This window comes from Janthinobacterium longum (genome assembly GCF_051380735.1).
Lineage (GTDB): Bacteria > Pseudomonadota > Gammaproteobacteria > Burkholderiales > Burkholderiaceae_D > Janthinobacterium.
Window position 1 is genome coordinate 49,013 of record NZ_JBNYXQ010000002.1, and the last position, 24,402, is coordinate 73,414.

Consider the following 24,402-nt stretch of genomic DNA (forward strand, 5'->3'; position numbering starts at 1 on the left):
CCGCGTCTCCCTGATAGTGGCGAACAGTGTAACCGAGCACGCTTTTACATGGCAGCGCTGACGGGAATTTCTTCGCCGTTCAGCTTGATCGCCACCTTGACGATCTGCGCCTTGACCTGGCGCGCCGACATGTCGGCTTCCTGGGCGTAGGCATAGACGATGATGGCGAAATTGCTGTAGCTGCTGCGCGCCGCTTCGATCTTGCGCGCGGCGTCTTTGTCCACCTTCAGCAGGCCGTAGCCGTCGCCGTTGGAAAAGCCCAGCTTGTAGTCGCTGTTGTCGTACATGTAGTAATAAGTGCCCGCTTCGGCGAACTTGGCAGGGAAGGCTCCCTTGTCCATGGCGTAAGGCGACAGCGCACCCTGGCCATTGATCTGGTAGCGCAGATAGCGTTTGGTCTTCGCTTCGCTGACCCTGGCGTCGATCTGTGGCTTGATGGCGTCGAGCACTTCCTGCTTGCGGAAGGCGTCGTTGGTGCTTGTGTATTCACGCGAGATGCGCTGCGCCACAGCAGCGTAGTCGGGCGGCACGCCGGACAGGGCGATATAGCTGTACATCAGCTGGTTGCCGCTGGTGATATCGACATAGCTGGCGGTGGGTGTGGCCGGATCGGCTTGCGGCAGGCTGGCGGCGGCCGCCTTGACTTGCGCCTTGGCGGCCAGGTCGGCGGTGCTGGTGGCCAGTGGGCCAGGCGCCGTAGCGTCCGGCGAGGCGGTTTCGGCTTCTTTCTTGCCGCAGGCGCACAGGATCAGGGCGATGGCGAACAGGGCGGGCAGGGTGCGTTTCATGATGGTGGTTCCTTGTAATGTGGAGTGAGAGAAACAGGAAATCAGACGATGCATTTGCGTTTGTATTCGCCGTAGCCGAAGCCGGCCAGTACGATGCTCGATGCCAGCACCAGGTAAAAACCGAGGCCGAAGGACATGCCCTGCCACACCTGGCCCAGCATTTCGCTGGCCATCTGCTGCGCCATGCTGGCGGCGCGTGCACCGGCAATACCGCTCATGGCGTCGCCTGCCTCGCTGATGGCGCCCTTGATCCGGATGTACAGCATGCCGGTGTGCAGCACGATAAACAGCAGTGGCGCACACTTGCCCAGCGCTGCTTTCGCGTTGCTGCTGGCCATGGTGGCAAAGCAGGCAGCGATCGCCAGCAGAAAAAAGAACTGTGCCGAGGTAAAGCCACCGCCACCGCCGCGGGCAAAGCTTTCCAGGCTGTCGGCAGACAAGCCCAGCAGTTGCCAGTACGAGCGCGAGACGGCAGCGAACAGCCGGATATTGATGGTGTTGAAGATAAACGCACCGGCCACCAGCACGCCGACCGCGCCCAGCGCCCTGACGCCCACGGTAGAGACGGCACTGCCCCATACCTGCTGGCCCTTCTCGCGCGCCAGTCTGGCGGCAGCGGCCATTTCTTCCTGGGTGATCTGCTGGGCCGTGACCAGGCTCAAGCTGTCGACGGCGCCGGTGCTGGTCAGGCGCACGTCGACGGCAGCATTGATGGCGGGGGCGGTGTCGGAGCGCCAGTGGCTGGCGACGTCAAATGGATATTGCACGCCAGCGACGCTGACGGTGCCCTGTCCGCTGGGCTGGTAGGCGAGGATGCGGCCGCGTGCGGCGGTAATTGAAGATGCGTGCATGGTGTATTCCCTGGTCACTGTCATGCTTTATTGCATGTACCCTCCCTTAACGAGGGTAGTGCCAGGAAATACAAAAGTATCTTGAACTATTTTTTGGGCGGCTGCATCAGGTCCTTGGCGGCACCCTGGTAATCCTTCATCAGTCCCATGAAAGCGTCCTGCAGATGGCGCGCCGCTTCCTGCGGCGGCGCGCCGGTGCGCCGCGCCAGGTCGAATTTGTATGCATGCGCCGGGCTGTAGCCGGCCTGCGAGGCGGCATCCAGCAGGACGCCGGCGCGTTTCAACGAGGCCGGATCGCCCTTCACCATCAGCAGTTCGGCCAGGTAAGTCTGCGCCACCGGAAAATCCCTGGCGGCGGCTTTTTCCAGCCACTGCATGCCGGCCTTGGGCTGCTTGACGCCGGCGTCACCGCCGCCGATGCCGTAGCCCAGCGCCGTCAGGGCCACCAGGTCGCCCGTGCGGGCGCGCTTTTCCAGCTGCTGGCGCGGAAACGGCCGCGCGGCGATCTGCATGCGGATTTCATAGTTAATGTCTTGCAGCACATTGCCGGGCCAGACCTTGACGCCGGTTTTTGCTGCCGGCGTACCGGTGCTGGCGCCCTGTACCGGTGCGCGCATGCCGCCATTGCCATTGTTGGCCAGCACGCCAGGCGACGGCTCGGGCGTCACCTTGCCGCTGCCCATGTTCAGCACCAGGCGCGCCGAGGTTTCGCCGAACGACACGCGCGGCTTTTGCACGTCGTGCGTCATGGTGGCCACGCGCGAGGCCACTTGCGAGAACAGTTCGCTCATGGGCAGGCCCGGCGCATCGAGTGCGTCGAGCAGGGCGCTGGTATACGGGCTGTTGCGTGAATCGGGTGACCAGAAATCGCGTGCCAGCGCACCGGGGCCGGCCGAATAGGCGATCACCACGCCGCGCGGCGCGGCCGCGTCCGAAAAGCCGTGGCTGGCGACGCCGTTGCCGTCGGCAGGCACTTGCTGGCCGCCACGCGTGTATTCCTGGCGGCAGGCGTCCAGGATCAGCACGGCGCCACGCGCGCCGCTGCGCTGCAGGTCGCCCGCCAGGCTGGCCACCGCGACGCCCTGCGCCTGGATCGCCGCGCTGCTGAGCGCATTCATGTTGGCGCCGATCGGCAGCACGTAATTGGCCTCGCCCGCCTGCGCGCCGTGACCGGCATAGAACACCAGGGCGATATCGGCGCCGCGCGCCTGGGTGGAAAATTCGGACGAGGCTTTTTGCAGCTGTGCGCTGTTGATGTCGGTACGCAGCAGCACCTCGAAGCCCAGCTGGCGCAGGCGATCGGCCATGGCGCGCGCATCGTTGACGGGATTTAACAGTGGCTGCGGATAGGCGGCATTGCCGATCACCAGCGCAATGCGCTTGCCTGCAGTGGCCGCTTGCGCAGTGGCGGAATACAGGAAAACCAGCGTCAGTAGTAGCAGGAAAAGACGGCGCATCACTCTCTCGGGGTTGTTATGTGAGTAACAAAAAGTTAGCCATTTTTACATTGTTATGCGAAAATTGCTTTTGTGCATTTTACCTGACTGACAAGTTTTACTTGCCAGGCCAGCGTATTTCTTCCCGGTCGCAGGCAGGTGCTCCTGCTGCGGCGCGCCCCCACACACGATCGGACCGGCTTTGCAATCGGAACAATTTGAACGTATCCAGGACTTCTGGAGCCGCCGCCAGCAGCTGACCCAGCACGAACTGGCGGAGTTTTATCAACGTACCATCGCGGTCCTGGCACTGTGCCGTCCGCGCGAAGCAGCGTCGCTGGGCGACAGCCTGGCCGACTTGCGCCACCATTTCTTCGTCGAAAAAGTCCTGGCCAGCGAAAGCACTTCGGTGCCTGCCCATATCGGCGCGCTGTTCCTGTACTTCAAGCGCTTCATTATCGACCAGCTGCGCAAGGCGCCCGAGGGCGGTGGCGACGATGACGGCGCCTGCGACTTGCACGCGCCCGACGACTATGCCCAAGCGCTGCGCGACTACCAGCTGACGCCGCAACAGGTGCGCGCCGCCGCCGAGAGCTTCATCACCACCTTGCCCGGCGACTTGATCCTGCTGCTGCGCCATTGTGGCTGCGGCGGCATGCCGGTCAAGGAATTGGCCGAGCAGATCGCCTCGGCCCACTACCACGGCGGCAAGCTGGGCCTGGTCCACAAGCAGAAAGGCGACGCCGGCAGTGCGGGTCGCCAGATCGTGCAGGCAGCCCACCGCGCCACCTTGCTCGGCGCCTGGGTTTTCAACCTGCTGAAACTGCGCGTGGGCGACAGCTTGAGCGAGCTCGATATCGAAGCGGCGCAAATAGTTTTGGATATCTTGTGCCTGGCTGCGTTAAACCAGCATGTGGATCCCGCATCCACCCAACCGAATTTGAATGAAAGGCCACCGGCATGACCGCGCTGACGCCCTCGCTGGCCATTGTTGCCGCCCGTCTGGAAACGGCCCCTGCCAGCACCGAGCTGCTGGCGGACGATGTTGTTCAGGGCGACACCCCCGACTGGCGCAGCATTGCCGTGCCGCCCCATCTGTTGCAACGTTTTGTCCGCCGCAGCGACGCCGCACCGCTGGCGAACCGTCCCATCGGTGGCGGCCAGATCCATCTGCTGGCGCGCCGTCCCGGCTTTGGCGCCGTGCTGCTTGATGCCTGGAACCCTGTGCTGGGCCAGTGGCGCGGCTGGCTGGTGACGCCCGATGTGGCCTATGCCGATGCCTGCGGCCTGGTGGTCGAAGAGCGCGACGCGCCCGCCGATCCACGCGCCAGCCTGGTGCTGTGCGACCTGCCGGTGACAGTGGCGGTGGCTGACCTTGGCGCCTGCCTGGGCGTGTTCAGCCAGGACCGCCTGCAGGCGGCGCGCTGGCTCGAACTGCATGGCCGCGACAATGCCGCCACAGCTGCCCCCGGCGTGGTGGCCCGTGTCGAAGTGCCGGGCGGCTACGCGCTGACCGGCACGCCGCTCGGCATGGCGGGCAAGGACAGCCGGCACGCTTATCGCGAGTTGCTGCGCCAGGGTTTGCAGCAGTTGCAGATTGCGCCAGCCACGCCAGCAGCGATACCGGTCCTGCCGGCAGCGCCCGTCAAAGCGGCGAACGCCTCGCGTTGGCTGAAGATAGCGACCGCCGTGGCCGCCAGCGTGATGGTGGCGCAATCGGTCTGGATCTTCCTGCCAAGACCTGCCGCCATCGTCGACAACGGCGAGTATCGTGGCGGCAGCGGCAGCGGCAGCGGCAGCGGCAGCGGCATCGAGACGGGCGTGCGCATCCGCGTGCTGTTCCGCGCCGACGCCACCGAAGCGGAAATCCGCACCTGGCTGCAGCGCGAGCAGCTCGACATCGTCAGCGGCCCCGACACCCTCGGTGCGTTTACCCTGCTCACGCGCGACCGCCAGAAAGTGTTGCCGCCGCCGGGTCCGGGCAATCCGCTGGCCGTCATCAATCCGTAATTTTGCACAGACAACAGAAAGCCATCAAGCATGAACACGACTAAAAAATTTGCCTGCGCGCACTGGCGCAAACTGGCCACCGGCATCGCTGCCGGTCTGCTGTTGACGGGCTGCGCCATGCAGCCCAACGGCCGTGGCGGCGTACTGATGGGCCTCGATACGGCCGAGCTGTTCGGCACGCCGCTGTCCACTTTCAAGCTGCGCGACGGCACCGAAGGCACCTTGCGTAAAGACCCGCAGGGCAAGTTTTCGATCAAGCTGTCACAGGCGTTTCGCGTGGTGCCGCTGGCCAATGCCATCACGGCGCGCGTGGCACGCGTGGAAAATGTTGGCGAGCGCACGGTGGTGATCGTCGAAACCCAGGAACGCGGCTGCGCCTACCGCTACGAAGTGCTGGCTTTCCAGGGCACCGACGTGCTGCAATGGACCATCGGCAATTGCAAGGACCGCCCGCGCGTGGAACTGGCGGCCGACGGCAAGTCGCTCAATATCGATTTCCCGAACTATAACCGCCTGTCGCGCCAGATCTATACCGACAGCCGTTTGCTCAACACCAGCGTGCCCGTGCCGCCCGGCGTCGATACGCGCATGGTGCCGTTTGCCGACGACGCCTTGCGCGGCACGGCTGCGGCGATCGTCAGCACACCGATTGGCGAGGTTGCCGGGCGCGTGATTCCGGCGCCGCCGGCGTCCGCACCGGTAGCAGCGCCGAAAGCGACCACCCGCAGCACGGCAACAGCGCGGCGCCAGGAAACACCGGCCAAGGCCGCCAGCAGCCTGCCGGCGCCGCGCATGGCGACGCCTGCACCGGCGGCCGCACCGATGATTTTCCAGGCCGAAGAGATCAAGCCCGTCGTGATCGACCTGAGGAAATAAGATGGCAGCGAGCTTGCGCAGTCTGCAGATCCGGCAGACCTTGATTCTGATCGTCCTGACCATTGTCTACCTGTGCTTCGAGCTGGGCTTCAATGCCCGCCTGCTCGACGTGGTGGGTGGTGACGTCAATCACCAGGCGGTGGAAGAGGTGGAGTTTTACGGCCGCAGCCTGTCGGGCATCGCCGCCGCGCTGGTGGTGCTGCAACTGATGTGGCGCCGGCGCTTGCGCCTCGACACTACCGGCCCCAGCTGGAAAAAAATCATGGCATGGTCGCTGGCCACGGCCTTGATCGTGTTCATGGTGCTGAAAACCTTTGTTACCGTGCTGGTCAACACGCGCGATGCCGAATTTCGCCGCATGGCCTTCAATACCACGCTGATGCAGCGCTCGCTGGTCGGCGGCAGCCTGCAGCTGCAGGGCCTGGTCGACGACCCGGGCCTGTTTGCCCAGCCCGAAGGCAAGGCCTTCCTGGCCTTGTTTCCTTTCCTGGCCGTGTCGGTCGGCCACCTTGACGAGCGCATGGAGCCGGCCAAGGAGCAGTTGATCAATTTCAATGTGCGCAAGGTCGCCGGCGGCGCAGGCGGTTACTACGAAAAGTACCAGAAAGCGATCAAGGAAGTGCACGACAAGTGGGAACTGTATTCGGGGATCATTCCCGACAGCGACCCGGGCCTGCAGGCCAAACAGCAATCGTCGTGGAGCGATTACGAGCAGAGCCTGTCGCGCCACGGCTGGCGGCCCGAATCGGTGCCGGCGCGCCGCCGTGCGGCGGTCGTCAACAATGTGCGCAAAAAAGTGCCGGTGCCGGCCAACTGGCATCCGGCCGACCAGCTCTCGTTCCGCCTGGCCGTCAAGCGCCGCTATGCCTCGGAAGCGGCCAGCAAGGGTGTGACGATCAAGGGTGACCGGATTCCACCCGGCTTGTCCTTCCCTGCCTTCGTGGCGCGCCCCGGCATCCAGGCCGTGCTGCGCGATGGGCCTGACGGTGGCGACGGCAGCGAAGAAAGCCGCGGCCTGCGCCTGCCCAAGGGCGCCGTGGTGCAGGATGCCTACAGCAGCCCGGGCGAGTTCAGCCGCCTGTTTGACCAGTTTGCAGCGCACGTGACGCAGGAAAAACTGGTGGAATACCGCGCCAGTCCCATCGACTTCGAAGGCGGCGGCAAGTACTTTGAAAAAGGCAAGGAAGCCTCGCGCGCAGCCATCGTGCCGCCGGTGGCGCTGTTTTTCTCCTTGCTGGGCGCCATCGGCCACTTCTCGAAGCTGCTGTACCTGATCGCCACCGTGGGCCTGCTGGTGCTGGCCGCGCGCCGGGGTGAACAGGCGGGTGCCGACGGCCAGTTGAGCCGCCGCTCGGCCTGGATCGCCACCGGCGTGCTGGCCGGTGCTTTCCTGGGAACCTGGGGCATTTTTACTCTTTCGGACAATAATGTGACGCGTAGCGAGCTGTTCCGCCAGATGCTGGACTGGAACCGCCAGGCCGAAGACGGCAGCACGCGCTGGCGCATCGCCGGCAAGGCGCTGCTGGCCAATTTCACGCATGTGGTGGCAGTGGGGCAGGGCTATAGCTACCCCGTCAACGAAGCGATCCGACTCAATATTTTGCAGGGAATGGAATATGGCTATCACCCGGAAAAAAAATAAGGCGGCCGCGCTGGCGCTGCTGTTGACCATGTGTAGCAGCCTGGTGCAAGCCGAATGCCTGGGCATGAAGGTGCAGGCCCACCGTGGCGCCGGCTATGCGGGAGCCGGCAATGCCCCGGAAAACTCCCTGAGCGCCTTGCGCAATGCCTATTTTGGTACCTGGGACGGTGTCGAAACGGACTTGCAGCTGCTGGGCGACGGCAACTGGGTGGTGCACCACGACGTGCTGACGGGCCGGGTGGTCGATACGGGCCAGCCCTTGCCCGTGCGGCAGATGAACGCCGGGCAATGGCGCGCCGCCAGCATGAAAAACCGTGGCGTCACCACGGCCGCAACGCCGCCGTTCGTGGCCGACATCGCCGACCTGGCCACGCCGTTCCCCGCCAAAACTTTGAATGCAGAGATCAAGGACGTGCTGCCCTCGTGCGCGCCCATAGAAGGCCTGGTGAGCCAGTTGCGCGGTGGCATCAAGCACGGCAACTGGTTCCTGACCTCCAGCGTGCCGAACAACCTGATGTGCGCGCGCCGCGCCGATCCGCAGGGTTACCTGGGCCTGATCGTGTTCGACGCGCGCAACGCGCAGGCGGCTGGCGCCAACCGGGTCAGCCGCTTTATCGCCAAAAATGCCCGCGCGCCCAAACTCGACAAGCCCTGGCTGCAGCGGGTGCAGCAGCAGATCGGCATGCCGGTCGGCGTGCATGTCGACGCGCGCAGCCTGGACGCCAATCCTGACCTGCTGACGGACGCCGCCGGCCTGAGCATGCCGGTGTTCGTATATGCAGTCGATGGCGATTCGGCGCTGGCAGCGTCGTTGCTGCGGGCGCAAAAGCGCAGCCATCGCTGGCCCAGCGGGGTGATACTCGATGGCAGCCCCGAGACGTTTTGCGGCATGCTGGACTAGCATGGCCGCCGCGCGTCCTGATACAAAATAAAGTGATGCCGGCGGCGGTTATGCTCATGATGCTCATGATGTTCATGGCATCATGCTCACATTGCGGCGCAGCCTGCCGTAGCCACTTTTCCAGCCATCTTCGCCATGACGATCGCAGTTCCTGCCAACTCCGCCGCGCTTGCCGGCAGCGCCATCGGCGCCATGTTCTACTCCCTGTTCGGCGGCGCCTGGGTGGCCGGCTGGTGCGTGCTGCGCTATGGCGCACAGCCGCTGCGGCTGCTGCCAATCGCCGCCATCGCCGCCTTTCTGTTCATGCTGGCGTGGCGCCAGTTCCGCCGCCACCGGGCCGCCCATGCGGCGCAGGCGGGTACGCCGCAGGACAAGCGCAACAGCCGCTGGTTCAACCTGATCAATGCAGGTCAGTGGATCAGCATTTTTATTGTTGGCAATGTACTCAAGAACATTGGTCTGCAGGCGTGGTTTATTCCGGCCATTATCCTGATTGTCGGCCTGCATTTCTTTCCGCTAGCCTGGGTGTTCAAGGCGCGCCGCCATCTGGCGATCGGCATGGCGCTGACGGTATGGGCCATCGGCTACCCCTTGAGCGTACGGTTGGGCCCGCTCGACCCCGTAGGTTGCCTCGGCGCCGGCCTGATCCTGTGGGTGGCGGCGCTGTCGGCCGTGCGCGCCGGTTTTGCCGTGCAACAGCGCCCCGTCCAGCCCTGAAAAACAGGGCCTGCGGCACTCCTGCCACGGGCCCTTTCTGCGGCACCGCAGCATCGAAAATGTTTGCATACTGATCTGCGCTGTCTTATAAATGTAATCGATTACATTTTTTGAAGAAGCCCATGCCGCCCATCGTCCCCATCGCGCCAGCGCCAGAAAACACCGTGTCGATCAGCGCCGTCGCCGCCCATGCAGGCGTGTCGGTGGCGACCGTCTCGCGCGTGATGAACGAGCAAAGCGGCGTGCGGGCGCTGACGCGCGACAAGGTGCTCGCTTCCGTAGCGGCCCTGGGCTACCGCATGAACCACCTGGCGCGCAGCCTGCGTACGGCCGAGAGCCGCATGCTGCTGACCATGGTGCCCGACGTCGGCAATCCTTTTTATGCGCAGATCGTGCGTGGCATCGACACAGTGGCGCGCGAGCATGGTTATTTCGTGCTGCTGTGCGACACGGGCGCCGACGAGGGCCGCGAACGTTCGTATTTCGACTTGCTGCGCATGCACCGCGCCGACGGCGCCATCTGCCTCGACCCGGATACGGTGCAGCATGCGCTGTTGCATGAATCGATCAGCCTGCCATGGGTGGCCTGCTGCGAATTTGATCCTGGCGTGGCCGTGCCGTATGTCGGCATCGACAACCATCGGGCCGCGTCCGACGCGGTGGCGCATTTGCTGGCGCAGGGGCATACGCGCATTGGCCTGATCAATTCCGACGAGCGCTATCTGTATGCGCGCCAGCGCCGCCAGGGCTATCTGGACACCCTGGCCAGTGCCGGCGTAGTGGTGCAGCCGCAATGGATGCGCACCGTGCAGAGCCTGGACTACCAGGCCGGCACGCAGGCGGCGCTGGAACTGATGGCGCAAGCAGATGCGCCGACGGCCATCTTCGCCGTCTCCGATACGCTGGCCATCGGCGTGTTGAGCGCGCTGCGCCAGCTGAAAAAAAGAGTGCCGCAAGACGTGGCCGTGATTGGTTTCGACGATATTGCCATCGCCGCCCAGATCGATCCGGGCTTGAGCACCATCGCGCAGCCGATGCGCGAACTGGGCGAGACGGCAGCGCGCCTGCTCTTGCTGCGCCTGGCCGACCCGGCAGCGCAAGTGCCGGGGGTGCTGCTGCAACACAAACTGGTTTTACGGGGGAGCGCATAGTGAGCGTTGCCGTCCGATTTGAAGCGATCTGCAAGGACTTCGGTCCGGTGCGGGTCCTGCATGGCGTCAGTTTTGAACTGTCGCCGGGGAGGGTGTATGGCTTGCTCGGCGAGAACGGCGCCGGCAAGTCGACCCTGATGAAAATCCTGGCCGGTTACGAGGCCGTCAGCGCAGGCCAGTTGCTGATCGATGGACAGCCGCAGCGCTTTGGCAGTTCGCGTGAGGCAGAAAGCGCCGGCATCGTGCTGATCCACCAGGAATTCAACCTGGCCGAACACCTGACGGTGGCGCAGAACATGTTCCTGGGCCACGAGAAAACGCGCGGCTGGCTGCTCGACGAAAAAGCCATGCACGAAGAGGCTTCGCGCTACCTGAAACAGGTCGGCCTGGAGGTAGTGCCCGAGACGAAAATTCGCGACCTGATCGTGGCCGAAAAGCAGCTGGTGGAGATCGCCAAGGCGCTGTCGCGCCGCGCCCGTTTCCTGATCATGGACGAGCCGACTGCGACCCTGACTTCGTCGGAAACCCGACGCCTGTTTGCGGTGATGGCGCAGCTAAAGCTTGATGGCGTGACCATCCTGTATATCTCGCACAAGCTCGATGAAGTCGAGCGCAATACGGACGAGGTGATCGTCATGCGTGATGGCCGTTTCGTCACGCGCGAACTGACGGCCAGCCTGACGCGCCAGCAGATGGCCAACCTGATGGTAGGGCGCGAATTGTCCGACATGTTCCCGGCAAAAGTGCCGCTGGCACCAAGCGCCCCGGTGCTGTTGAAGGTCGAGGGTTTGTGCGTGCCGGGCTGGTCGAAGGACCTGTCGTTCGAGGTGCGCGCCGGCGAAGTGCTGGGCTTTGCCGGGTTGGTCGGCGCCGGCCGCACCGAGTCCTTCGAGGCGCTGCTGGGTTTGCGGCCACGCAGCGCCGGCACCATCAGTCTGAACGGCAAACAGGTCAATATCCGCACGCCGCGCCAGGCGATGATCAATGGCATGACATATCTGAGCGAAGACCGCAAGGGCAAGGGCCTGCACGTGAACCTGGGCCTGCGTGAAAACCTGACCATGATGACGATGGAGCGCTATGCGCGCCCCTGGCTCGATCTGAAGCAGGAAAAGGCGGCGCTGGCGCAGGCGGTCGATGACTTCAATATCCGCACCGGCGACCAAGGCAGCCGTGCGCGCATGCTGTCGGGCGGCAACCAGCAAAAGCTGGCGCTGGCCAAATACCTGCATTCCGATCCGCGCGTGATCGTGCTCGACGAACCGAGCCGTGGCGTGGACGTGGGCGCCAAGCGCGACATCTACTTTTTGATCCACCGCCTGGCTGCCGAAGGGCGCGCCGTGATCGTGATCTCGTCGGAACTGATCGAACTGATCGGCCTGTGCCACCGCGTCGCGGTGATGCGTGCCGGCACTTTACAAACCACGCTCGGCGCCGAGCACCTGACCGAAGAGGAGTTGATTGCTCATGCAACCGGCACGCACTGATACCACCAGCAGTTCATTGGCCAAACTGGGCAGCCGCATCAAGGGCTTTGGTCCCGTGCTGGGCCTGATCGCCCTGTGCATTGCGGGCACCTTGCTCAACGGTGACTTTGCCACGTTTGATAACCTGATGAACGTGCTCACACGCACGGCCTTTATCGGCATTATCGCAGTCGGCATGACCTTTGTGATTATTTCGGGCGGCATCGATCTGTCGGTCGGTTCGATGGCCGCGCTGATCGCCGGCTGCATGATTTATTTCATGAACCAGCTGGCCATGGGCGCGGGCGGCGACCTGGCGCCGATCACCATGCTGGTGCTCGGTATCGGTATGGCGCTGGTGCTGGGTGCCGGTTTTGGCCTGATGCATGGCTTGTTGATCAGCAAGGGCAATATCGAGCCCTTCATTGTGACGCTGGGCACGCTCGGCATCTTTCGCGCCGTCTTGACTTATCTGGCCGACGGCGGCGCGCTGACCCTCGATTCCACCTTGTCCGACCTGTACAGCCCCGTGTATTACACCAGCGTGCTCGGTGCGCCGATTCCGATCTGGATCTTTTTGTTCGTTGCAGCGGCTGGCGCCATCATTCTCAATCGCACCACCTTTGGCCGCCATGTGCAGGCCATCGGCTCGAACGAGCAAGTGGCGCGCTATGCAGCGATCAACGTCGACCGCGTGAAGATCGCCACCTACATGCTGCTTGGCGTATGCGTCGGCATCGCCACGGTGCTGTATGTGCCGCGCCTCGGTTCGGCCACGCCGACCACCGGCCTGTTGTGGGAACTCGAAGCGATTGCTGCCGTCGTGGTCGGCGGTACGGCCCTGAAGGGCGGCGAAGGACGCATCGTCGGCACCGTAATCGGCGCCATCTTGCTGTCCGTGATCAGCAATATCCTGAATTTGACCAGCATTATCAGTGTCTACCTGAATGCCGCAGTGCAAGGCGTGGTGATTATCGCCGTCGCCTTCCTGCAGCGAGGCCGCAAATAAAAACACAGCGGCGTTCTGAAAGGGCGGCCCGCAGGCCGTCCATAACCTTGGAGGAGAGCAGCATGAACAGCTTTATTCGTGTAGCAGGGATGGCAGTACTGGTGATGCAGGCGTGGGCCGTGCCGATGGCGGCGCAGGCTGCCGACAAATTAGTCGTAGGCGTGGCAATTCCGACCGCCACCCACAGCTTTACGTCGGGCATCGTATGGTGGGCCAACCAGGCCAAGACGGAGCTGGAAAAAGCCCATCCTGGCGTGAAAATCATCGTCAAGACAGCCGCCACCGCGCCCGAGCAGGCCAACCAGTTGCAGGACATGTTGACGGTCAACAAGATCAACACCCTGGTGATTTTCCCGATCGAATCGGCGTCGCTCACGCAGCCGGTGGCGCAGGTGAAGAACAAGGGTGTCTATGTGACCGTGGTCGACCGTGGCCTGACCAATACCCAGGCGCAGGATGCCTATATCGCCGGCGACAATACGGCCTTTGGCAAGTTGCCGGCCGAGTACCTGGCGAAAAGCCTGAACGGCAAGGGCAATATCGTGGTGCTGCGCGGCATGCCGACCACGCTCGACAACGAGCGCTTCGACGCCTTCAACGCCGTCATGAAGGGCCACCCGGAGATCAAGATTCTCGATGCCAAATACGGCAACTGGAACCGCGACGATGCCTTCAAGGTCATGCAGGATTACCTGACCCGCTTCAAGCAGATCGACGCCGTATGGGCGGCCGATGACGATATGGCCATCGGCGTGCAGAAAGCCATCGCGCAGGCCAAGCGTACCGACATCAAGCAGGTGTTCGGCGGCGCCGGCGCCAAGGGTGCGGTGAAGAAGATCATGGACGGTTCCGACCCGCAAGTCGTCGCCAATGTATCCTACTCGCCGAAGTTCATGTACGACGCCATCAAGCTGACCACGGAAGCGCGTTTGAAAGGCGAAAAACTGCCTGCCAACACGATCATCCCATCGGTACTGATTACGCGCGAGAATGCCAAACAGTTTTACTTTCCAAAGTCGCCTTTTTAAATTCTGGGGTCAGACCCCCTCGTCCGCCAGCAATGACTTTTGCGTTAGCGGTATTGAGGGTCTGACCCCGGCTTTAGCAAACAGGATATTGATATGAAAACCATCCAGGGCCCGGCCATTTTCCTGGCCCAGTTTCTCGGCGAGGAGCCGCCGTTCGATACGCTGGAACACCTGGCGCAGTGGGCCGCCGGGCTGGGCTACAAGGGCTTGCAGCTGCCGACCGCGCCACGGCTGTTCGACCTGGAGCAGGCGGCCGCCAGCCAGCAGTATTGCGACGACGTGGTCGCGCTGCTGGCGCGTTACGGCCTGCAGGTGACGGAACTGTCGACCCATCTGCAGGGCCAGCTGATTGCCGTCCATCCCGCCTATGACGCGCTGTTCGACGGCTTTGCGCCCGCGCATGTCAAGGGCGACCCGGCCGCGCGCACGGCCTGGGCCACGCAGCAACTGTTGTGGGCCGCCACCGCTTCGCAACGGCTGGGCTTGACGGCCCACGTGACGTTTTCGGGCGCACTGGCCTGGCCGTATCTGTACCCGTGGCCGCAGCGCCCTGCCGGCCTGGTGGAGACCGCGTTTGCCGAGCTGGCCAGACGCTGGCTGCCTGTCCTTGATGCGTTCGACGCGGCCGGCGTGGACCTCTGCTATGAACTGCATCCGGGCGAAGACCTGCATGATGGCGTCACGTTCGAGCGCTTTCTCGATGCGGTGAATCAACATCCGCGTGCTTCGATTTTGTACGACCCCAGCCACTTCGTGCTGCAGCAGCTCGACTACCTGGCCTTTATCGATATCTATCACGAGCGCATCAAGGCGTTTCACGTCAAGGACGCCGAGTTCCGTCCGAACGGGCGCCAGGGCGTGTACGGCGGCTACAGCGACTGGCAGGACCGGGCCGGGCGCTTCCGCTCGCTGGGCGACGGCCAGATCGATTTCAAGGCCATCTTCTCGAAGATGGCGCAGTACGATTTTCCCGGCTGGGCGGTGCTGGAATGGGAGTGCTGCCTGAAGCACCCCGAAGATGGCGCGGCCGAAGGTGCGCGCTTTATCACGGATCACATCATCCGCGTGGCCGAACATGCTTTTGATGACTTTGCCGGCAGCGCGGTCGACCAGGGCCAGATCAATCAACTGCTGGGCCTGAAACAAGGAGCTTGAGATGCAACGCAGAATACGGCTGGGCATGGTGGGTGGCGGGCAGGGCGCGTTTATCGGCGCCGTGCACCGGATTGCGGCGCGCATCGATGACCAGTACGAACTGGTGGCCGGGGCACTATCATCCGATCCTGTGCGTGCGCAAGAGAGCGGTCAGGCGCTGCATATCGCAGCGCAGCGCAGCTACAGCGACTACCGCACAATGGCGCAGGTGGAAAGCGCGCGCGCCGATGGCATCGAGGCGGTGGCCATCGTCACGCCCAACTACTTGCACGCGCCGGTCGCCACGGCCTTCCTGGAAGCGGGCATCCACGTGATCTGCGACAAGCCGCTGGCCATTTCGCTGGAAGAAGGCAAGGCGCTGGCGGCGCTGGCAAAGCAAAAGAATCTGTTGTTTGCCCTGACCCATACCTACAGCGGCTATCCGCTGCTGCGCCATGCGAAAGCCATGGTCGAGGCCGGCGAGATCGGCCAGCTGCGCCTGGTACAGGTGGAATACTCGCAGGACTGGCTGGCCGGGGCGATTGCCAGCGGCGGCATGGCAGAGGGCAACTGGCATAACGATCCGGCCAAAGCCGGCCCGGGCGGTACCCTGCTCGATGTGGGCGTGCATGCCTATCACATGGCGCAGTTCGTCAGCGGACAGACGCCGCAGCAACTGCTGGCCGAACTGTCGACCTTTGTACCGAAGCGCACGCTGGACGACCATGTGCAGGTGATGCTGCGCTATGCGAATGGCGCCAGAGGTACGCTGTGGGCCAGCCAGGTGGCGACCGGCTGCGAAAACACGGTGCGCCTGCGCCTGTTCGGCAGCAAGGCCCAGCTCGACTTTGACCAGGAACAGCCGAACGCACTGTGGTTCACGCCCCAGGGCGGCAACCGCCAGTTGCTGCGTCCGGGCCGTGTCAACAGCGCCGCCGCCCAGCACGCCACGCGCGTGCCGGCCGGCCATCCGGAAGGCTATCTGGAAGCGTTTGCCCAGCTGTACCTGGATGCCGCGCTCGCCATCCGTGCGCTGCAGGCGGGCGAGGCGATTCCCGAGGCGGCTCGCCTGCTGCCGACCGTGATCGATGGCGTGGCCGGGCTGGCGTTTGCCGAAGCCGTGCTGCGCAGCCATGCGGCGGGCGCACAGTGGACCACTTTAGACGCTTGAGGCTGCTAGACTGGACGGATGCCTACCGTCACCATACTCCCGCAGGGCTGGCAATTTTCCGCCAGCCCTGATACTACCCTGCTGGCCGCCGCCGAACTGGCCGGCATCCGCCTGCTCAGTTCCTGCCGCAATGGCACTTGCCGCAGCTGTTTGTGCCACATGCCGCAAGGCAAGGTGCGCTACACGGTGGACTGGCCCGGCGTCAGCCCCGACGAGCGCCTGGACGGCTATATTTTGCCGTGCGTGGCGGTGGCGGAAAGCGACGTCACGCTGCAGGCGCGGGCGGTGCGCCGGCCTTGAGCGTGGCCATGCGCCGGTATTTTCCCGGCCCCACGCCGAAATGGCGTTTGAAGACGCGGTTGAAGGCCGCTTCGGACTGGTAGCCTGCCTGTTCGCCGATCTCGGCCACCGGGCGGCCATCCTGGCGCAGCCATTGCGCCGCCTGCGCCATGCGCAGTTGCTGCAGCAGCGCGGCCGGCGTGGTGCCCGCCACCTGGCGGAACACGCGGGCGAAATTGGCACGCGACATATGGCAGGTCGCGGCCTGGCTGGACAGATGCCAGTCCAGCCAGGCGCGCATCAGCATGGCCATCAGTGCGATCACATTTACCAATCTGTTCAACCGCGTCAACGATACCGTCGTCGATTTCCCGCCGGCGCCAGTGCTTTAACGCTTGTTCTGCAAGCGCTGCAGCAGCGCTTCCACGCCGTCGCTGACCGGCAGGCCGTGGCGGCGCAGCAGTTGCACATGCAGCACCAGGTTTTCCAGCACCAGCTTGGCAGCCACGGCCAGCAGGGCCAGGTTGCGGTCTTCCGGCGTGAAGCTTTCCATGGCGTCGGCCATTTCGCACAGATGATTGGCGATCAGGCCGCGCAATTCCTGCTCGTTGAAGGGCAGGTCGGCAAAGTCAATCGGATCGGCCACTTCCACTTCCTGCATCAGCAGGGCCAGTTGTTCCGGGGTGATCGTCATGCGCGCTCCTGTTTCAGTCCGGTTTCGTGATGGCGTAGTAGCACAGGAAAATATCGACCGCCAGTTCCGTCACTTCGCGCCGGCGCGCCGGGGCAAGCAGCGGCTCACCGAGCGTGATCTGCGGCCAGAAGGCAAAGGTTTTCAATGGCGACATCAACAGGTGCGCCACGTCGAGCGTGTCGCCGGCCTTGATGCGGCCATCCTGCTGGGCCGCGCGGATCCAGATATTGAGGCCGGTTTCCTTTTCATTCAGGCGCGCCACCATCGCTTGCGCACGCGCAGGCGAATGGATGGTTTCGCCAAACACCACGCGCGCCAGATCGATAAAGGCGGCGTCGCACAGCAGCACCATTTTCTGCTCTATCAGGGCCAGTACTTGCGGGCGCAGCGGCTGGTCGGCCAAGTAGGGCACGGCCGGTTGCGCCGCGCTGCTTTCCCACATGCGCTGCAGGATTTCCGAGAACAGCTCGTCCTTGCTGGGGAAATGGTTGTAGACGGTACGCTTGGAAACAGCGGCCGTGGCGGCAATCTTGTCCATGCTGGTCGCATCGAAACCGTGCTCGCGGAACTCGGCGATGGCGGCATCGACGATGGCGACGCGCTTGCGGTCGGTCAAGCGTTGCGGTGAGGCCATGGCTGCAAATCTCCTTTGAAAACAATATTTTACACCTCCTGGTTTACTTTGCTTCGAATCAGAACTACACTGTGTAGTGTAAATTTTCCTTGTATTTGACACGACGGGCCGCATATGTCCTTGCATCACATTATCTTTCTGGGAGTCTTGATGAGCATCAGTTCCTGCACCCTGCGCGCGCAGCCTGCCGATACCGGCGCGCCTGCCGCCCCTACCGTCTTGCAGCGTGTGGACGGCAAGTTCCGCAATCCGGTCGCCATGCACAAATTGGGTGGACTCGACACCATCAAGCTGATGTGGGCTTTTGCCGCCGGCAAACCAGCCGGCACGGTGCCGACCAGGCCGGTACCGGTACAAGCGCTGACGCGCGTGCAACTGCTGGCCGCACCCGACAATACCCTGTTTCGCCTCGGCCACTCGACCCTGCTGCTGAAACTCAATGGCCATTTTTTCCTGACCGACCCGGTATTTTCCGAACGTGCTTCGCCCGTGCAATGGGCCGGGCCGAAGCGCTTCCACCAGCCGCCTATCAGCATAGCGGAATTGCCACCGATCAAGGCCGTGATCCTGTCGCACGACCATTACGACCACCTCGACCATGCGGCCGTGCTGGCGCTGGCGGCCAAGACCGAGCATTTCGTCACGCCGTTGGGCGTGGGCGATACTTTGGTGGAATGGGGGATCGACAAGGCCAAGGTGCAGCAGTTTGACTGGTGGCAGGGCATCACATTCGATGGCGTGCGCCTGGTGGCGACGCCGTCGCAGCATTTTTCGGGACGTGGCCTGTTCGATGGCAACAAGACCCTGTGGGCTTCTTGGGTAATCGAGGCGCCTGAATTGCGCGTGTTTTTCAGCGGCGACACCGGCTATTTCGACGGCTTCAAGCAGATCGGCGAACAATACGGACCATTCGATGTGACCATGATCGAAACGGGTGCCTATGACAAGCTGTGGCCCGACGTGCACATGCAGCCCGAACAGACCTTGCAGGCCCATCTGGACCTGAAGGGCAAGTGGCTGATGCCGGTGCATAACGGCACGTTTGACCTGGGGCTGCACGCCTGGCATGAGCCATTCGACCGCATCGCGGCGCTGGCCCTCAAGCGCGGCGTCCCATTGGCCACGCCGCAGATGGGGGAAGCCGTCGACTTGCGCCAGCCCAAGGCGGGCGAGAAATGGTGGTTGTCAGTGGTGGAGCAGGAGATGCAGCAATAAGCAATCTGATACGCAGCCGAATGTTTCAGGCCGTCGTGTTGATCAGGCGGCCTATCGATTGCCCGAAACTGTTCAGCTGAGGCTGTACCGGCTGGTTCAGGCCCAGTTGCGAGGGCACCGCCACCTTGATCGCCTGGTCCAGCTGCGGCACTTTGACTGGTGCCTGGCTGTTCGCCTGCGCCTGTTGCGTGCTGCGCTGGGTGTCGCTCAGCTGTTCCTTTTCCTTGACCAGCTGGCGCTGGCTGCTTGCCAGTTGCTCGCTGTCGCGCTGCACCTGGTTTTGGCCTTGTTCGACGCGCCGTTGCGCCGTTGCCAGGCCGGCTTGCAGGGAATTGATGGAGGAGAGTGAGGCCACGATAGTCACCTTGTGAGCATGGATAGGTGGAAACAGTTTTACTTTAATCAAGCGTAGGACAAATTTTCGCATATCGCCAGTAATCTGTGCATTCTTGATAATTCAGCGGTGCGCGGCCTGGCATGGCGAGTTGCGCTGTTTAGATGTCGTTTAAGTATTACCTTCGATATTTTTTTTGCATCATTTTCTGTTGTGTTGCAGCCGTTTGCCCGCTGCTCTAGGCTATAATCGACGGCTATGACAGCTTGAGCTTGCCCCTTGCAGGCAGGTAGTAAACATGAATCTCAAGAGCCTCGCCATCGCCCTGGGCATGTCCAAAACGACAGTCAGCAGAGCCTTGAATGGCTATCCGGAAGTCAATTCCCGCACCCGTGAAATCGTCCTGGCGGCCGCCAAGAAGGTCGGCTACCGGCCCAATCCGCTGGCGCGCAGCCTGGCTGTCGGCCGCAGCAATGTGCTGGGCATGATTTTTCCGCTGCTGCCCGAGGACCTGGGCGACAGCGTTTTCCTGTCGGTGGTCAATGGCATGTCCGAGGCGGTGGAAGCGTCGAAAATGAGTCTGATCATTTCTCCCGTGTCGCCGCAAAACGAACTGCCGTCTTACGAAACCATGATGCGCAGCCATCAGGTCGATGGCCTGGTGGTCGGGCGTACCAAGGTGAAGGACGAACGCATCGCCTGCCTGATGCAGGCCGGCTTTCCCTTCGTCGCCCATGGCCGTACCTGCACCGACGAGCCATATGCGTATTTTGACTACGACCACGACACCGGTATCGACCTGGCCGTAGCGTTCCTGCTGGCCCATGGCCACCAGCGCATCGCCCTGCTGAGCGCGCCGCTTGACCTGCATTTTGCCCATCAGCGCAAGCAAAGCTTCCTGCGCTGCATGGCGCGGGCGGGCTTGCAGGCCGACCCGCGCCATGTGCTGGACCAGGCACTGGACCGGCGCAGCGGCTACCAGGCCATGCAACAACTGCTGGCCGCAACGCCGCGTCCCACCGCCGTTATCGTCGACAACCATTTGTCCGGCGTCGGCGTGGTGCGTGCCCTGCTGGACGCCGGCATTGCCATTGGCAAGGAAATCTCGGTGATCGTCTGGGGCAATGTGGAAGACAGCCTGATCGGTATCGACGTTACCACCATAGACCAACCCGATTTGCGCCGCGCCGGTGCCAAGATGGTCGAAATGCTGCAAGCCTTGCTGGCCGGCGCGCCACCGGAAAAACTGCAGGAAATCTGGCAGCCGGTGTTGCTGCCGGGGGCAACGGTGGCGCGCTGCCTGCAGTGAAAAAAACGCAGCGACCAGTCGCTGCGTTCTGATGTGCTCAGGCAGCGTGCTTGCTGCCTGCCGCCAGCATCGCCAGCAGCCGTGCCTGCTCCTGGCGCCAGTTGGCGACTGCCTGTTCCTTCACATGACCAAAGCCGCGGATTTTTTCGGGCAGGGCGGCCAGTTCCACGCAGGTGGCCAGATTGTCAGCCGTCAGGTTCACCAGCAGATTGGCCAGCAGCTCGCGGTACTCGACGATCAGGGCCCGTTCCATCTTGCGCTCGGCCGTATAGCCGAACAGGTCAAAGGGGCCGCCGCGCAAGCCCCTGGCCTTGGCCAGCCATTTGAAGCCATGCCACATCCATGAACCGAACTCGGCTTTGACCAAATGTCCCTTCGCGTCCTTTTTCGCAAACAGCGGCGGCGCCAGGTTGAACTTGATCGAGAAATTGCCTTCGAACTGCTGCTGCAGTTGCTCCACGAAACGGCCGTCCGTGTACAGGCGGGCGACTTCATATTCATCCTTGTAGGCCAGCAGCTTGAAGTAGCTTTTCGCCACCGCCATCGACAGTTTCTGGCCCAGTCCCAGCACGTTTTCGCGGTCGCGCACCTGGTTGACCAGCGTCTGGTAGCCCTGCGCATAGGTCGCGTCCTGGTAGGCGGTGAGAAACTCCACGCGCTGCTTGACCACGGCGTCCAGGCTTTGCGGCATTTGCATCACGATCGCCTGCGACGGCGTGGCGATCTGCGTCACCTTGCGCAAGTCGACGGCGGCGCGCCGGCCCCACAGGAAACTTTTTTTGTTCGACTCGATGCCCACGCCATTCAATTCGATCGCGCGCAGCAGCGCCGCTTCGGTGAGCGGAATGCGGCCCTTTTGCCAGGCGTAGCCAAGCATGAACAGGTTGGCGGCGATCGAGTCGCCCATCAGCGCGGTGGCCAGTTTGGTCGCATCGATAAAGTCGGCCGCCTCAGGCCCGCCCACCGATTCCTCGATCAGCTGGCGTACCTGCGCGGTCGGGTATTGCCAGTCGGCGTTTTGCGCAAACGTGCCTGGCGGCTGTTCATGCAGATTCACCACGGCCAGGCTGCGGCCCGGGCGCATTTTCGAGATGGCGTCGTGGGCGCCGGCCGTCAGCATGTCGCAGCCCAGTATCAGGTCGGCTTCGCCGGTGGCGATGCGCTGGGCGCGGATCTGCGCGGGCGTGCCGGCGATCTTCACGTGCGAGGTGACGGAGCCATTCTTTTGCGACATACCCGTCATGTCCAGCACGGAGGCACCCTTGCCCTCGAGATGCGCGGCCATGCCCATCAGCGCGCCGACGGTGATCACGCCGGTGCCGCCGATGCCGTTGATGAGGACGTTGTACGGGGTGTTGCAGGCCGGCAGCACGGGTTCCGGCAGCGGGCCGAAATCGTCCTGCTTGCTGGTGCCGGTCTTGGTCTTTTTCAGGCTGCCGCCCTCGACCGTCACAAAGCTGGGGCAAAAGCCCTTGACGCAGGAATAATCCTTGTTGCATGACGACTGGTCAATGGTGCGCTTGCGGCCAAATGGCGTTTCTTTCGGCAGGATGGACACGCAGTTCGACTGCACGCCGCAGTCGCCACAGCCTTCGCAGACGGCGTCGTTGATGACCATGCGCTTGGCAAGGTCTGGATACTCGCCTTTTTTGCGGCGCCGGCGTTTTTCGGCGGCGCAGGTCTGGTCGTAGATCAGTACCGACACGCCAGGTATTTCCCGCAGTTCGCGCTGCACCGCATCCATATCCTTGCGGTCGTGCAAGGTCAGGTGCGCCGGCAAGTTGGCGCGGTCCGCATAGCGCGACAGGTCTTCGGTCACCAGTGCGATACGGGCCACGCCTTCGGCCGCCACCTGCTGCGCCATCATCGGCACGGTGATCAGGCCGTCGACCGGCTGGCCGCCCGTCATCGCCACCGCATCGTTGTACAGGATCTTGTAGGTGATATTGACCCTGGCGGCCTGCGCGGCGCGTATTGCCAGGTAGCCCGAATGGAAATACGTGCCGTCGCCGAGGTTCTGGAACACATGGGGCAGGGTGGAAAACGCCGCCTGGCCTATCCATGGCGCGCCTTCGCCGCCCATGTGGGTGGTCAGCTTGTTCATTTCCGGATAGATCGAGGTTGCCATCACGTGGCAGCCGATGCCGGCCAGCGCCAGGCTGCCTTCAGGCACTTTGGTCGAGGTATTGTGCGGGCAACCCGAGCAATAGAAGGCCGGGCGGAACGGCGTGTTGACGGCTTTTTTCAGCACCGCATCCTTGGCGTCCAGAAAGCTCAATCGTGCCTTGATCAGGTCGCAGGTGAGCGGATCGGAAATGAGCCGTGCGATGCGGCTGGCGATCACTCTGGCCACTTGCGAGACGGAAAAGTCAGCCTTGGAGGTCAGCAGCCATTCGCCGCGCGGCGCCACCCATTCGCCTTTTTCGTCGAACTTGCCGATCACGCGCGGGCGCACGTCGTCACGCCAGTTGTACAACTGTTCTTTCAATTGGTATTCGACGATTTGCCGCTTTTCCTCGACCACCAGGATTTCATCGAGTCCCTGGGCGAATTCGCGCACGCTGTCCGGTTCCAGCGGCCACGGCATGGCCACCTTGAACAGGCGCAGGCCGACCCCGGCCGCCATGGTTTCGTCGATGCCGAGTTCTTCCAGCGCTTCCAGTACGTCCAGGTAGGACTTGCCGGAGGCAATGATGCCCAGCCGTGCGTTAGGGCTGTCGATGGTGGTGTGGTTGAGCTTGTTCTCGCGTGCATACGCCAGTGCCGCATAGATTTTATAGTCCTGCATCAGCGCTTCCTGGTTGCGCGCTTGCTGGCCCAGCGGAATATTCGACAGGCGCGCGTTCAGGCCGCCTTCGGGCATCTGGAAATCCTGCGGGATTTTGACTGTCACGCGGAACGGATCTGCATCGACCGATGCAGACGATTCGACTGTATCGGCCAGTGCCTTGAAGGCAACGGTGCAGCCGGAAAAACGCGACATGGCCCAGCCGTGGATGCCCAGGTCCAGGTATTCCTGCACATTGCACGGGTACAGCAGCGGGATCATCGAGGCCGAAAACAGATGGTCGGACTGGTGCGGCAGGGTCGAGGAATACGCGCCGTGATCGTCGCCGGCCACCAGCAGCACCCCGCCATGCCTGGCCGTGCCGGCATGGTTCATGTGCTTGAAAACATCGCCGCAGCGGTCCACGCCGGGTCCTTTGCCGTACCACATGGCGAACACGCCATCGTATTTGGCCGGGCCGATCAGGTCGACCTGCTGCGAACCCCAGACGGCGGTTGCAGCCAGGTCTTCATTGACGCCGGGCACGAACTGCACGTGATGCGCTTCCAGCTGCTTTTTCGCTTTCCACAGGTTTTCGTCCAGGCCGCCCAGGGGCGAGCCGCGGTAGCCGGAAATAAAGCCGGCCGTGTTCAGGCCTTCGGCCTGGTCGCGCAGGCGCTGCATCATCGGCAGGCGTACCAGAGCCTGAATGCCGGACAGGAAGATCGTGCCGCTGGTGGCTGTATATTTGTCGTCGAGGCTGACGGTGGTCAAACGGGAAAGTTCGATCGGCGTAGATGGCGCGGTACCGGCGTTTCTGACGAACGCTGCGGAGCCGTTTTCCGTGGTCACGGACATGGCTGTCTCCAAAAGGGTGGCTCAGATGACGTGTGCGAAGCGGCGGCGCCCGGTAAGGCGCGCGCTGGGCAGACGGGATGGCCGCGTGTATGCGGCTGCCTCAGTGTAGGGCGGGCAGGCAGGCGCGGCAAA

The 24,402-nt window shown here is 63.1% G+C and carries 23 protein-coding genes; 15 read left to right on the forward strand and 8 right to left on the reverse strand.

Annotation, left to right across the window (positions count from 1 at the left end):
* Positions 1–44: 44 nt before the first annotated feature.
* The 3 genes from ACQ4WM_RS08445 to ACQ4WM_RS08455 form a co-directional block, all read right to left on the reverse strand.
* Positions 45–788: a hypothetical protein gene (locus ACQ4WM_RS08445; protein ID WP_436546265.1), complete on the reverse strand. Its 744-nt coding sequence runs from the start codon at positions 786–788 to the stop codon at positions 45–47.
* A 41-nt stretch (positions 789–829) separates the two neighbouring features.
* Complete coding sequence (locus ACQ4WM_RS08450) at positions 830–1,639, reverse strand: hypothetical protein (RefSeq protein WP_436546266.1); 810 nt, start codon at positions 1,637–1,639, stop codon at positions 830–832.
* Between the two features lie 86 nt (positions 1,640–1,725).
* Complete coding sequence (locus tag ACQ4WM_RS08455; RefSeq protein WP_436546267.1) at positions 1,726–3,096, reverse strand: caspase family protein; 1,371 nt, start codon at positions 3,094–3,096, stop codon at positions 1,726–1,728.
* Positions 3,097–3,277: 181 nt separating this feature from the next.
* Between ACQ4WM_RS08455 and ACQ4WM_RS08460 the strand changes: the two genes are divergently transcribed.
* From ACQ4WM_RS08460 to ACQ4WM_RS08520, 13 genes are all read left to right on the forward strand, one after another.
* Positions 3,278–4,039: a hypothetical protein gene (locus tag ACQ4WM_RS08460; RefSeq protein WP_436546268.1), complete on the forward strand. Its 762-nt coding sequence runs from the start codon at positions 3,278–3,280 to the stop codon at positions 4,037–4,039.
* Complete coding sequence (locus ACQ4WM_RS08465; protein WP_436546269.1) at positions 4,036–5,085, forward strand: hypothetical protein; 1,050 nt, start codon at positions 4,036–4,038, stop codon at positions 5,083–5,085. The genes ACQ4WM_RS08460 and ACQ4WM_RS08465 overlap by 4 nt, the downstream gene beginning before the upstream one ends.
* 30 nt (positions 5,086–5,115) lie before the next feature.
* A complete protein-coding gene (locus tag ACQ4WM_RS08470) occupies positions 5,116–5,961 on the forward strand; it encodes a hypothetical protein (RefSeq protein WP_436546270.1) in 846 nt (281 codons plus the stop codon).
* Between the two features lies 1 nt (position 5,962).
* Positions 5,963–7,603 carry a hypothetical protein gene (locus tag ACQ4WM_RS08475; RefSeq protein WP_436546271.1) on the forward strand — a complete coding sequence of 547 codons (1,641 nt, stop codon included), beginning with the start codon at positions 5,963–5,965 and terminating at the stop codon, positions 7,601–7,603.
* The gene (locus ACQ4WM_RS08480; protein ID WP_436546272.1) at positions 7,578–8,504 is read left to right on the forward strand and encodes a glycerophosphodiester phosphodiesterase; all 927 of its coding nucleotides are present in this window, start codon (positions 7,578–7,580) and stop codon (positions 8,502–8,504) included. Before ACQ4WM_RS08475 ends, ACQ4WM_RS08480 begins: the two co-directional genes overlap by 26 nt.
* 135 nt (positions 8,505–8,639) lie before the next feature.
* The gene (locus ACQ4WM_RS08485; RefSeq protein ID WP_436546273.1) at positions 8,640–9,221 is read left to right on the forward strand and encodes a hypothetical protein; all 582 of its coding nucleotides are present in this window, start codon (positions 8,640–8,642) and stop codon (positions 9,219–9,221) included.
* 122 nt (positions 9,222–9,343) lie between these two features.
* The gene (locus ACQ4WM_RS08490; protein ID WP_436546274.1) at positions 9,344–10,372 is read left to right on the forward strand and encodes a LacI family DNA-binding transcriptional regulator; all 1,029 of its coding nucleotides are present in this window, start codon (positions 9,344–9,346) and stop codon (positions 10,370–10,372) included.
* Entirely contained in the window at positions 10,372–11,859 is a 1,488-nt protein-coding gene (locus ACQ4WM_RS08495; RefSeq protein ID WP_436546275.1) for a sugar ABC transporter ATP-binding protein, read from the forward strand. The genes ACQ4WM_RS08490 and ACQ4WM_RS08495 overlap by 1 nt, the downstream gene beginning before the upstream one ends.
* Positions 11,840–12,847 (forward strand): ABC transporter permease, encoded by a 1,008-nt coding sequence (locus tag ACQ4WM_RS08500; protein ID WP_436546276.1) that lies wholly within the window; start codon positions 11,840–11,842, stop codon positions 12,845–12,847. Before ACQ4WM_RS08495 ends, ACQ4WM_RS08500 begins: the two co-directional genes overlap by 20 nt.
* A gap of 89 nt (positions 12,848–12,936) precedes the next feature.
* On the forward strand, positions 12,937–13,875 hold the full coding sequence (locus ACQ4WM_RS08505; protein WP_436546663.1) for a substrate-binding domain-containing protein: 939 nt from the start codon (positions 12,937–12,939) through the stop codon (positions 13,873–13,875).
* A 93-nt stretch (positions 13,876–13,968) separates the two neighbouring features.
* Positions 13,969–15,030 (forward strand): sugar phosphate isomerase/epimerase family protein, encoded by a 1,062-nt coding sequence (locus ACQ4WM_RS08510; RefSeq protein ID WP_436546277.1) that lies wholly within the window; start codon positions 13,969–13,971, stop codon positions 15,028–15,030.
* 1 nt (position 15,031) lies between these two features.
* On the forward strand, positions 15,032–16,180 hold the full coding sequence (locus ACQ4WM_RS08515; RefSeq protein WP_436546278.1) for a Gfo/Idh/MocA family protein: 1,149 nt from the start codon (positions 15,032–15,034) through the stop codon (positions 16,178–16,180).
* A gap of 18 nt (positions 16,181–16,198) precedes the next feature.
* Complete coding sequence (locus ACQ4WM_RS08520) at positions 16,199–16,480, forward strand: 2Fe-2S iron-sulfur cluster-binding protein (RefSeq protein WP_436546279.1); 282 nt, start codon at positions 16,199–16,201, stop codon at positions 16,478–16,480.
* On the opposite strand, the gene ACQ4WM_RS08525 is transcribed toward ACQ4WM_RS08520, so the two are convergent.
* The 3 genes from ACQ4WM_RS08525 to ACQ4WM_RS08535 form a co-directional block, all read right to left on the reverse strand.
* Positions 16,446–16,784: a helix-turn-helix transcriptional regulator gene (locus tag ACQ4WM_RS08525; RefSeq protein WP_436546280.1), complete on the reverse strand. Its 339-nt coding sequence runs from the start codon at positions 16,782–16,784 to the stop codon at positions 16,446–16,448. The genes ACQ4WM_RS08520 and ACQ4WM_RS08525 overlap by 35 nt on opposite strands.
* Positions 16,785–16,847: 63 nt before the next feature.
* Complete coding sequence (locus ACQ4WM_RS08530; protein ID WP_436546281.1) at positions 16,848–17,153, reverse strand: hypothetical protein; 306 nt, start codon at positions 17,151–17,153, stop codon at positions 16,848–16,850.
* A 13-nt stretch (positions 17,154–17,166) separates the two neighbouring features.
* The gene (locus tag ACQ4WM_RS08535) at positions 17,167–17,787 is read right to left on the reverse strand and encodes a TetR/AcrR family transcriptional regulator (RefSeq protein ID WP_436546282.1); all 621 of its coding nucleotides are present in this window, start codon (positions 17,785–17,787) and stop codon (positions 17,167–17,169) included.
* Positions 17,788–17,937: 150 nt separating this feature from the next.
* Here ACQ4WM_RS08535 and ACQ4WM_RS08540 point away from each other — a divergent pair, with 150 nt between their 5' ends.
* Positions 17,938–19,002: an MBL fold metallo-hydrolase gene (locus ACQ4WM_RS08540; RefSeq protein WP_436546283.1), complete on the forward strand. Its 1,065-nt coding sequence runs from the start codon at positions 17,938–17,940 to the stop codon at positions 19,000–19,002.
* Positions 19,003–19,027: 25 nt separating this feature from the next.
* On the opposite strand, the gene ACQ4WM_RS08545 is transcribed toward ACQ4WM_RS08540, so the two are convergent.
* Complete coding sequence (locus ACQ4WM_RS08545) at positions 19,028–19,357, reverse strand: hypothetical protein (protein ID WP_436546284.1); 330 nt, start codon at positions 19,355–19,357, stop codon at positions 19,028–19,030.
* Positions 19,358–19,634: 277 nt separating this feature from the next.
* Here ACQ4WM_RS08545 and ACQ4WM_RS08550 point away from each other — a divergent pair, with 277 nt between their 5' ends.
* Positions 19,635–20,645, forward strand: a complete 1,011-nt coding sequence (locus tag ACQ4WM_RS08550; RefSeq protein ID WP_436546285.1) for a substrate-binding domain-containing protein — start codon at positions 19,635–19,637, stop codon at positions 20,643–20,645.
* 37 nt (positions 20,646–20,682) lie between these two features.
* Here ACQ4WM_RS08550 and ACQ4WM_RS08555 read toward each other — a convergent pair whose 3' ends face one another.
* The gene (locus ACQ4WM_RS08555; RefSeq protein WP_436546286.1) at positions 20,683–24,270 is read right to left on the reverse strand and encodes an indolepyruvate ferredoxin oxidoreductase family protein; all 3,588 of its coding nucleotides are present in this window, start codon (positions 24,268–24,270) and stop codon (positions 20,683–20,685) included.
* Positions 24,271–24,402: the final 132 nt, after the last annotated feature.

What these genes read in the sequence shown, in the direction of transcription:
- ACQ4WM_RS08505 (WP_436546663.1), top strand. Translation starts at nt 12,937, where the DNA reads ATGGCAGTACTGGTGATGCAGGCGTGGGCCGTGCCGATGGCGGCGCAG.
- ACQ4WM_RS08485 (WP_436546273.1), top strand. Translation starts at nt 8,640, where the DNA reads ATGACGATCGCAGTTCCTGCCAACTCCGCCGCGCTTGCCGGCAGCGCC.
- ACQ4WM_RS08555 (WP_436546286.1), bottom strand. Translation starts at nt 24,270, where the DNA reads ATGTCCGTGACCACGGAAAACGGCTCCGCAGCGTTCGTCAGAAACGCC.
- ACQ4WM_RS08515 (WP_436546278.1), top strand. Translation starts at nt 15,032, where the DNA reads ATGCAACGCAGAATACGGCTGGGCATGGTGGGTGGCGGGCAGGGCGCG.
- ACQ4WM_RS08475 (WP_436546271.1), top strand. Translation starts at nt 5,963, where the DNA reads ATGGCAGCGAGCTTGCGCAGTCTGCAGATCCGGCAGACCTTGATTCTG.
- ACQ4WM_RS08465 (WP_436546269.1), top strand. Translation starts at nt 4,036, where the DNA reads ATGACCGCGCTGACGCCCTCGCTGGCCATTGTTGCCGCCCGTCTGGAA.
- ACQ4WM_RS08535 (WP_436546282.1), bottom strand. Translation starts at nt 17,787, where the DNA reads ATGGCCTCACCGCAACGCTTGACCGACCGCAAGCGCGTCGCCATCGTC.
- ACQ4WM_RS08455 (WP_436546267.1), bottom strand. Translation starts at nt 3,096, where the DNA reads ATGCGCCGTCTTTTCCTGCTACTACTGACGCTGGTTTTCCTGTATTCC.
- ACQ4WM_RS08445 (WP_436546265.1), bottom strand. Translation starts at nt 788, where the DNA reads ATGAAACGCACCCTGCCCGCCCTGTTCGCCATCGCCCTGATCCTGTGC.
- ACQ4WM_RS08480 (WP_436546272.1), top strand. Translation starts at nt 7,578, where the DNA reads ATGGCTATCACCCGGAAAAAAAATAAGGCGGCCGCGCTGGCGCTGCTG.
- ACQ4WM_RS08500 (WP_436546276.1), top strand. Translation starts at nt 11,840, where the DNA reads ATGCAACCGGCACGCACTGATACCACCAGCAGTTCATTGGCCAAACTG.
- ACQ4WM_RS08520 (WP_436546279.1), top strand. Translation starts at nt 16,199, where the DNA reads ATGCCTACCGTCACCATACTCCCGCAGGGCTGGCAATTTTCCGCCAGC.
- ACQ4WM_RS08470 (WP_436546270.1), top strand. Translation starts at nt 5,116, where the DNA reads ATGAACACGACTAAAAAATTTGCCTGCGCGCACTGGCGCAAACTGGCC.
- ACQ4WM_RS08540 (WP_436546283.1), top strand. Translation starts at nt 17,938, where the DNA reads ATGAGCATCAGTTCCTGCACCCTGCGCGCGCAGCCTGCCGATACCGGC.
- ACQ4WM_RS08530 (WP_436546281.1), bottom strand. Translation starts at nt 17,153, where the DNA reads ATGACGATCACCCCGGAACAACTGGCCCTGCTGATGCAGGAAGTGGAA.
- ACQ4WM_RS08450 (WP_436546266.1), bottom strand. Translation starts at nt 1,639, where the DNA reads ATGCACGCATCTTCAATTACCGCCGCACGCGGCCGCATCCTCGCCTAC.
- ACQ4WM_RS08490 (WP_436546274.1), top strand. Translation starts at nt 9,344, where the DNA reads ATGCCGCCCATCGTCCCCATCGCGCCAGCGCCAGAAAACACCGTGTCG.
- ACQ4WM_RS08550 (WP_436546285.1), top strand. Translation starts at nt 19,635, where the DNA reads ATGAATCTCAAGAGCCTCGCCATCGCCCTGGGCATGTCCAAAACGACA.
- ACQ4WM_RS08510 (WP_436546277.1), top strand. Translation starts at nt 13,969, where the DNA reads ATGAAAACCATCCAGGGCCCGGCCATTTTCCTGGCCCAGTTTCTCGGC.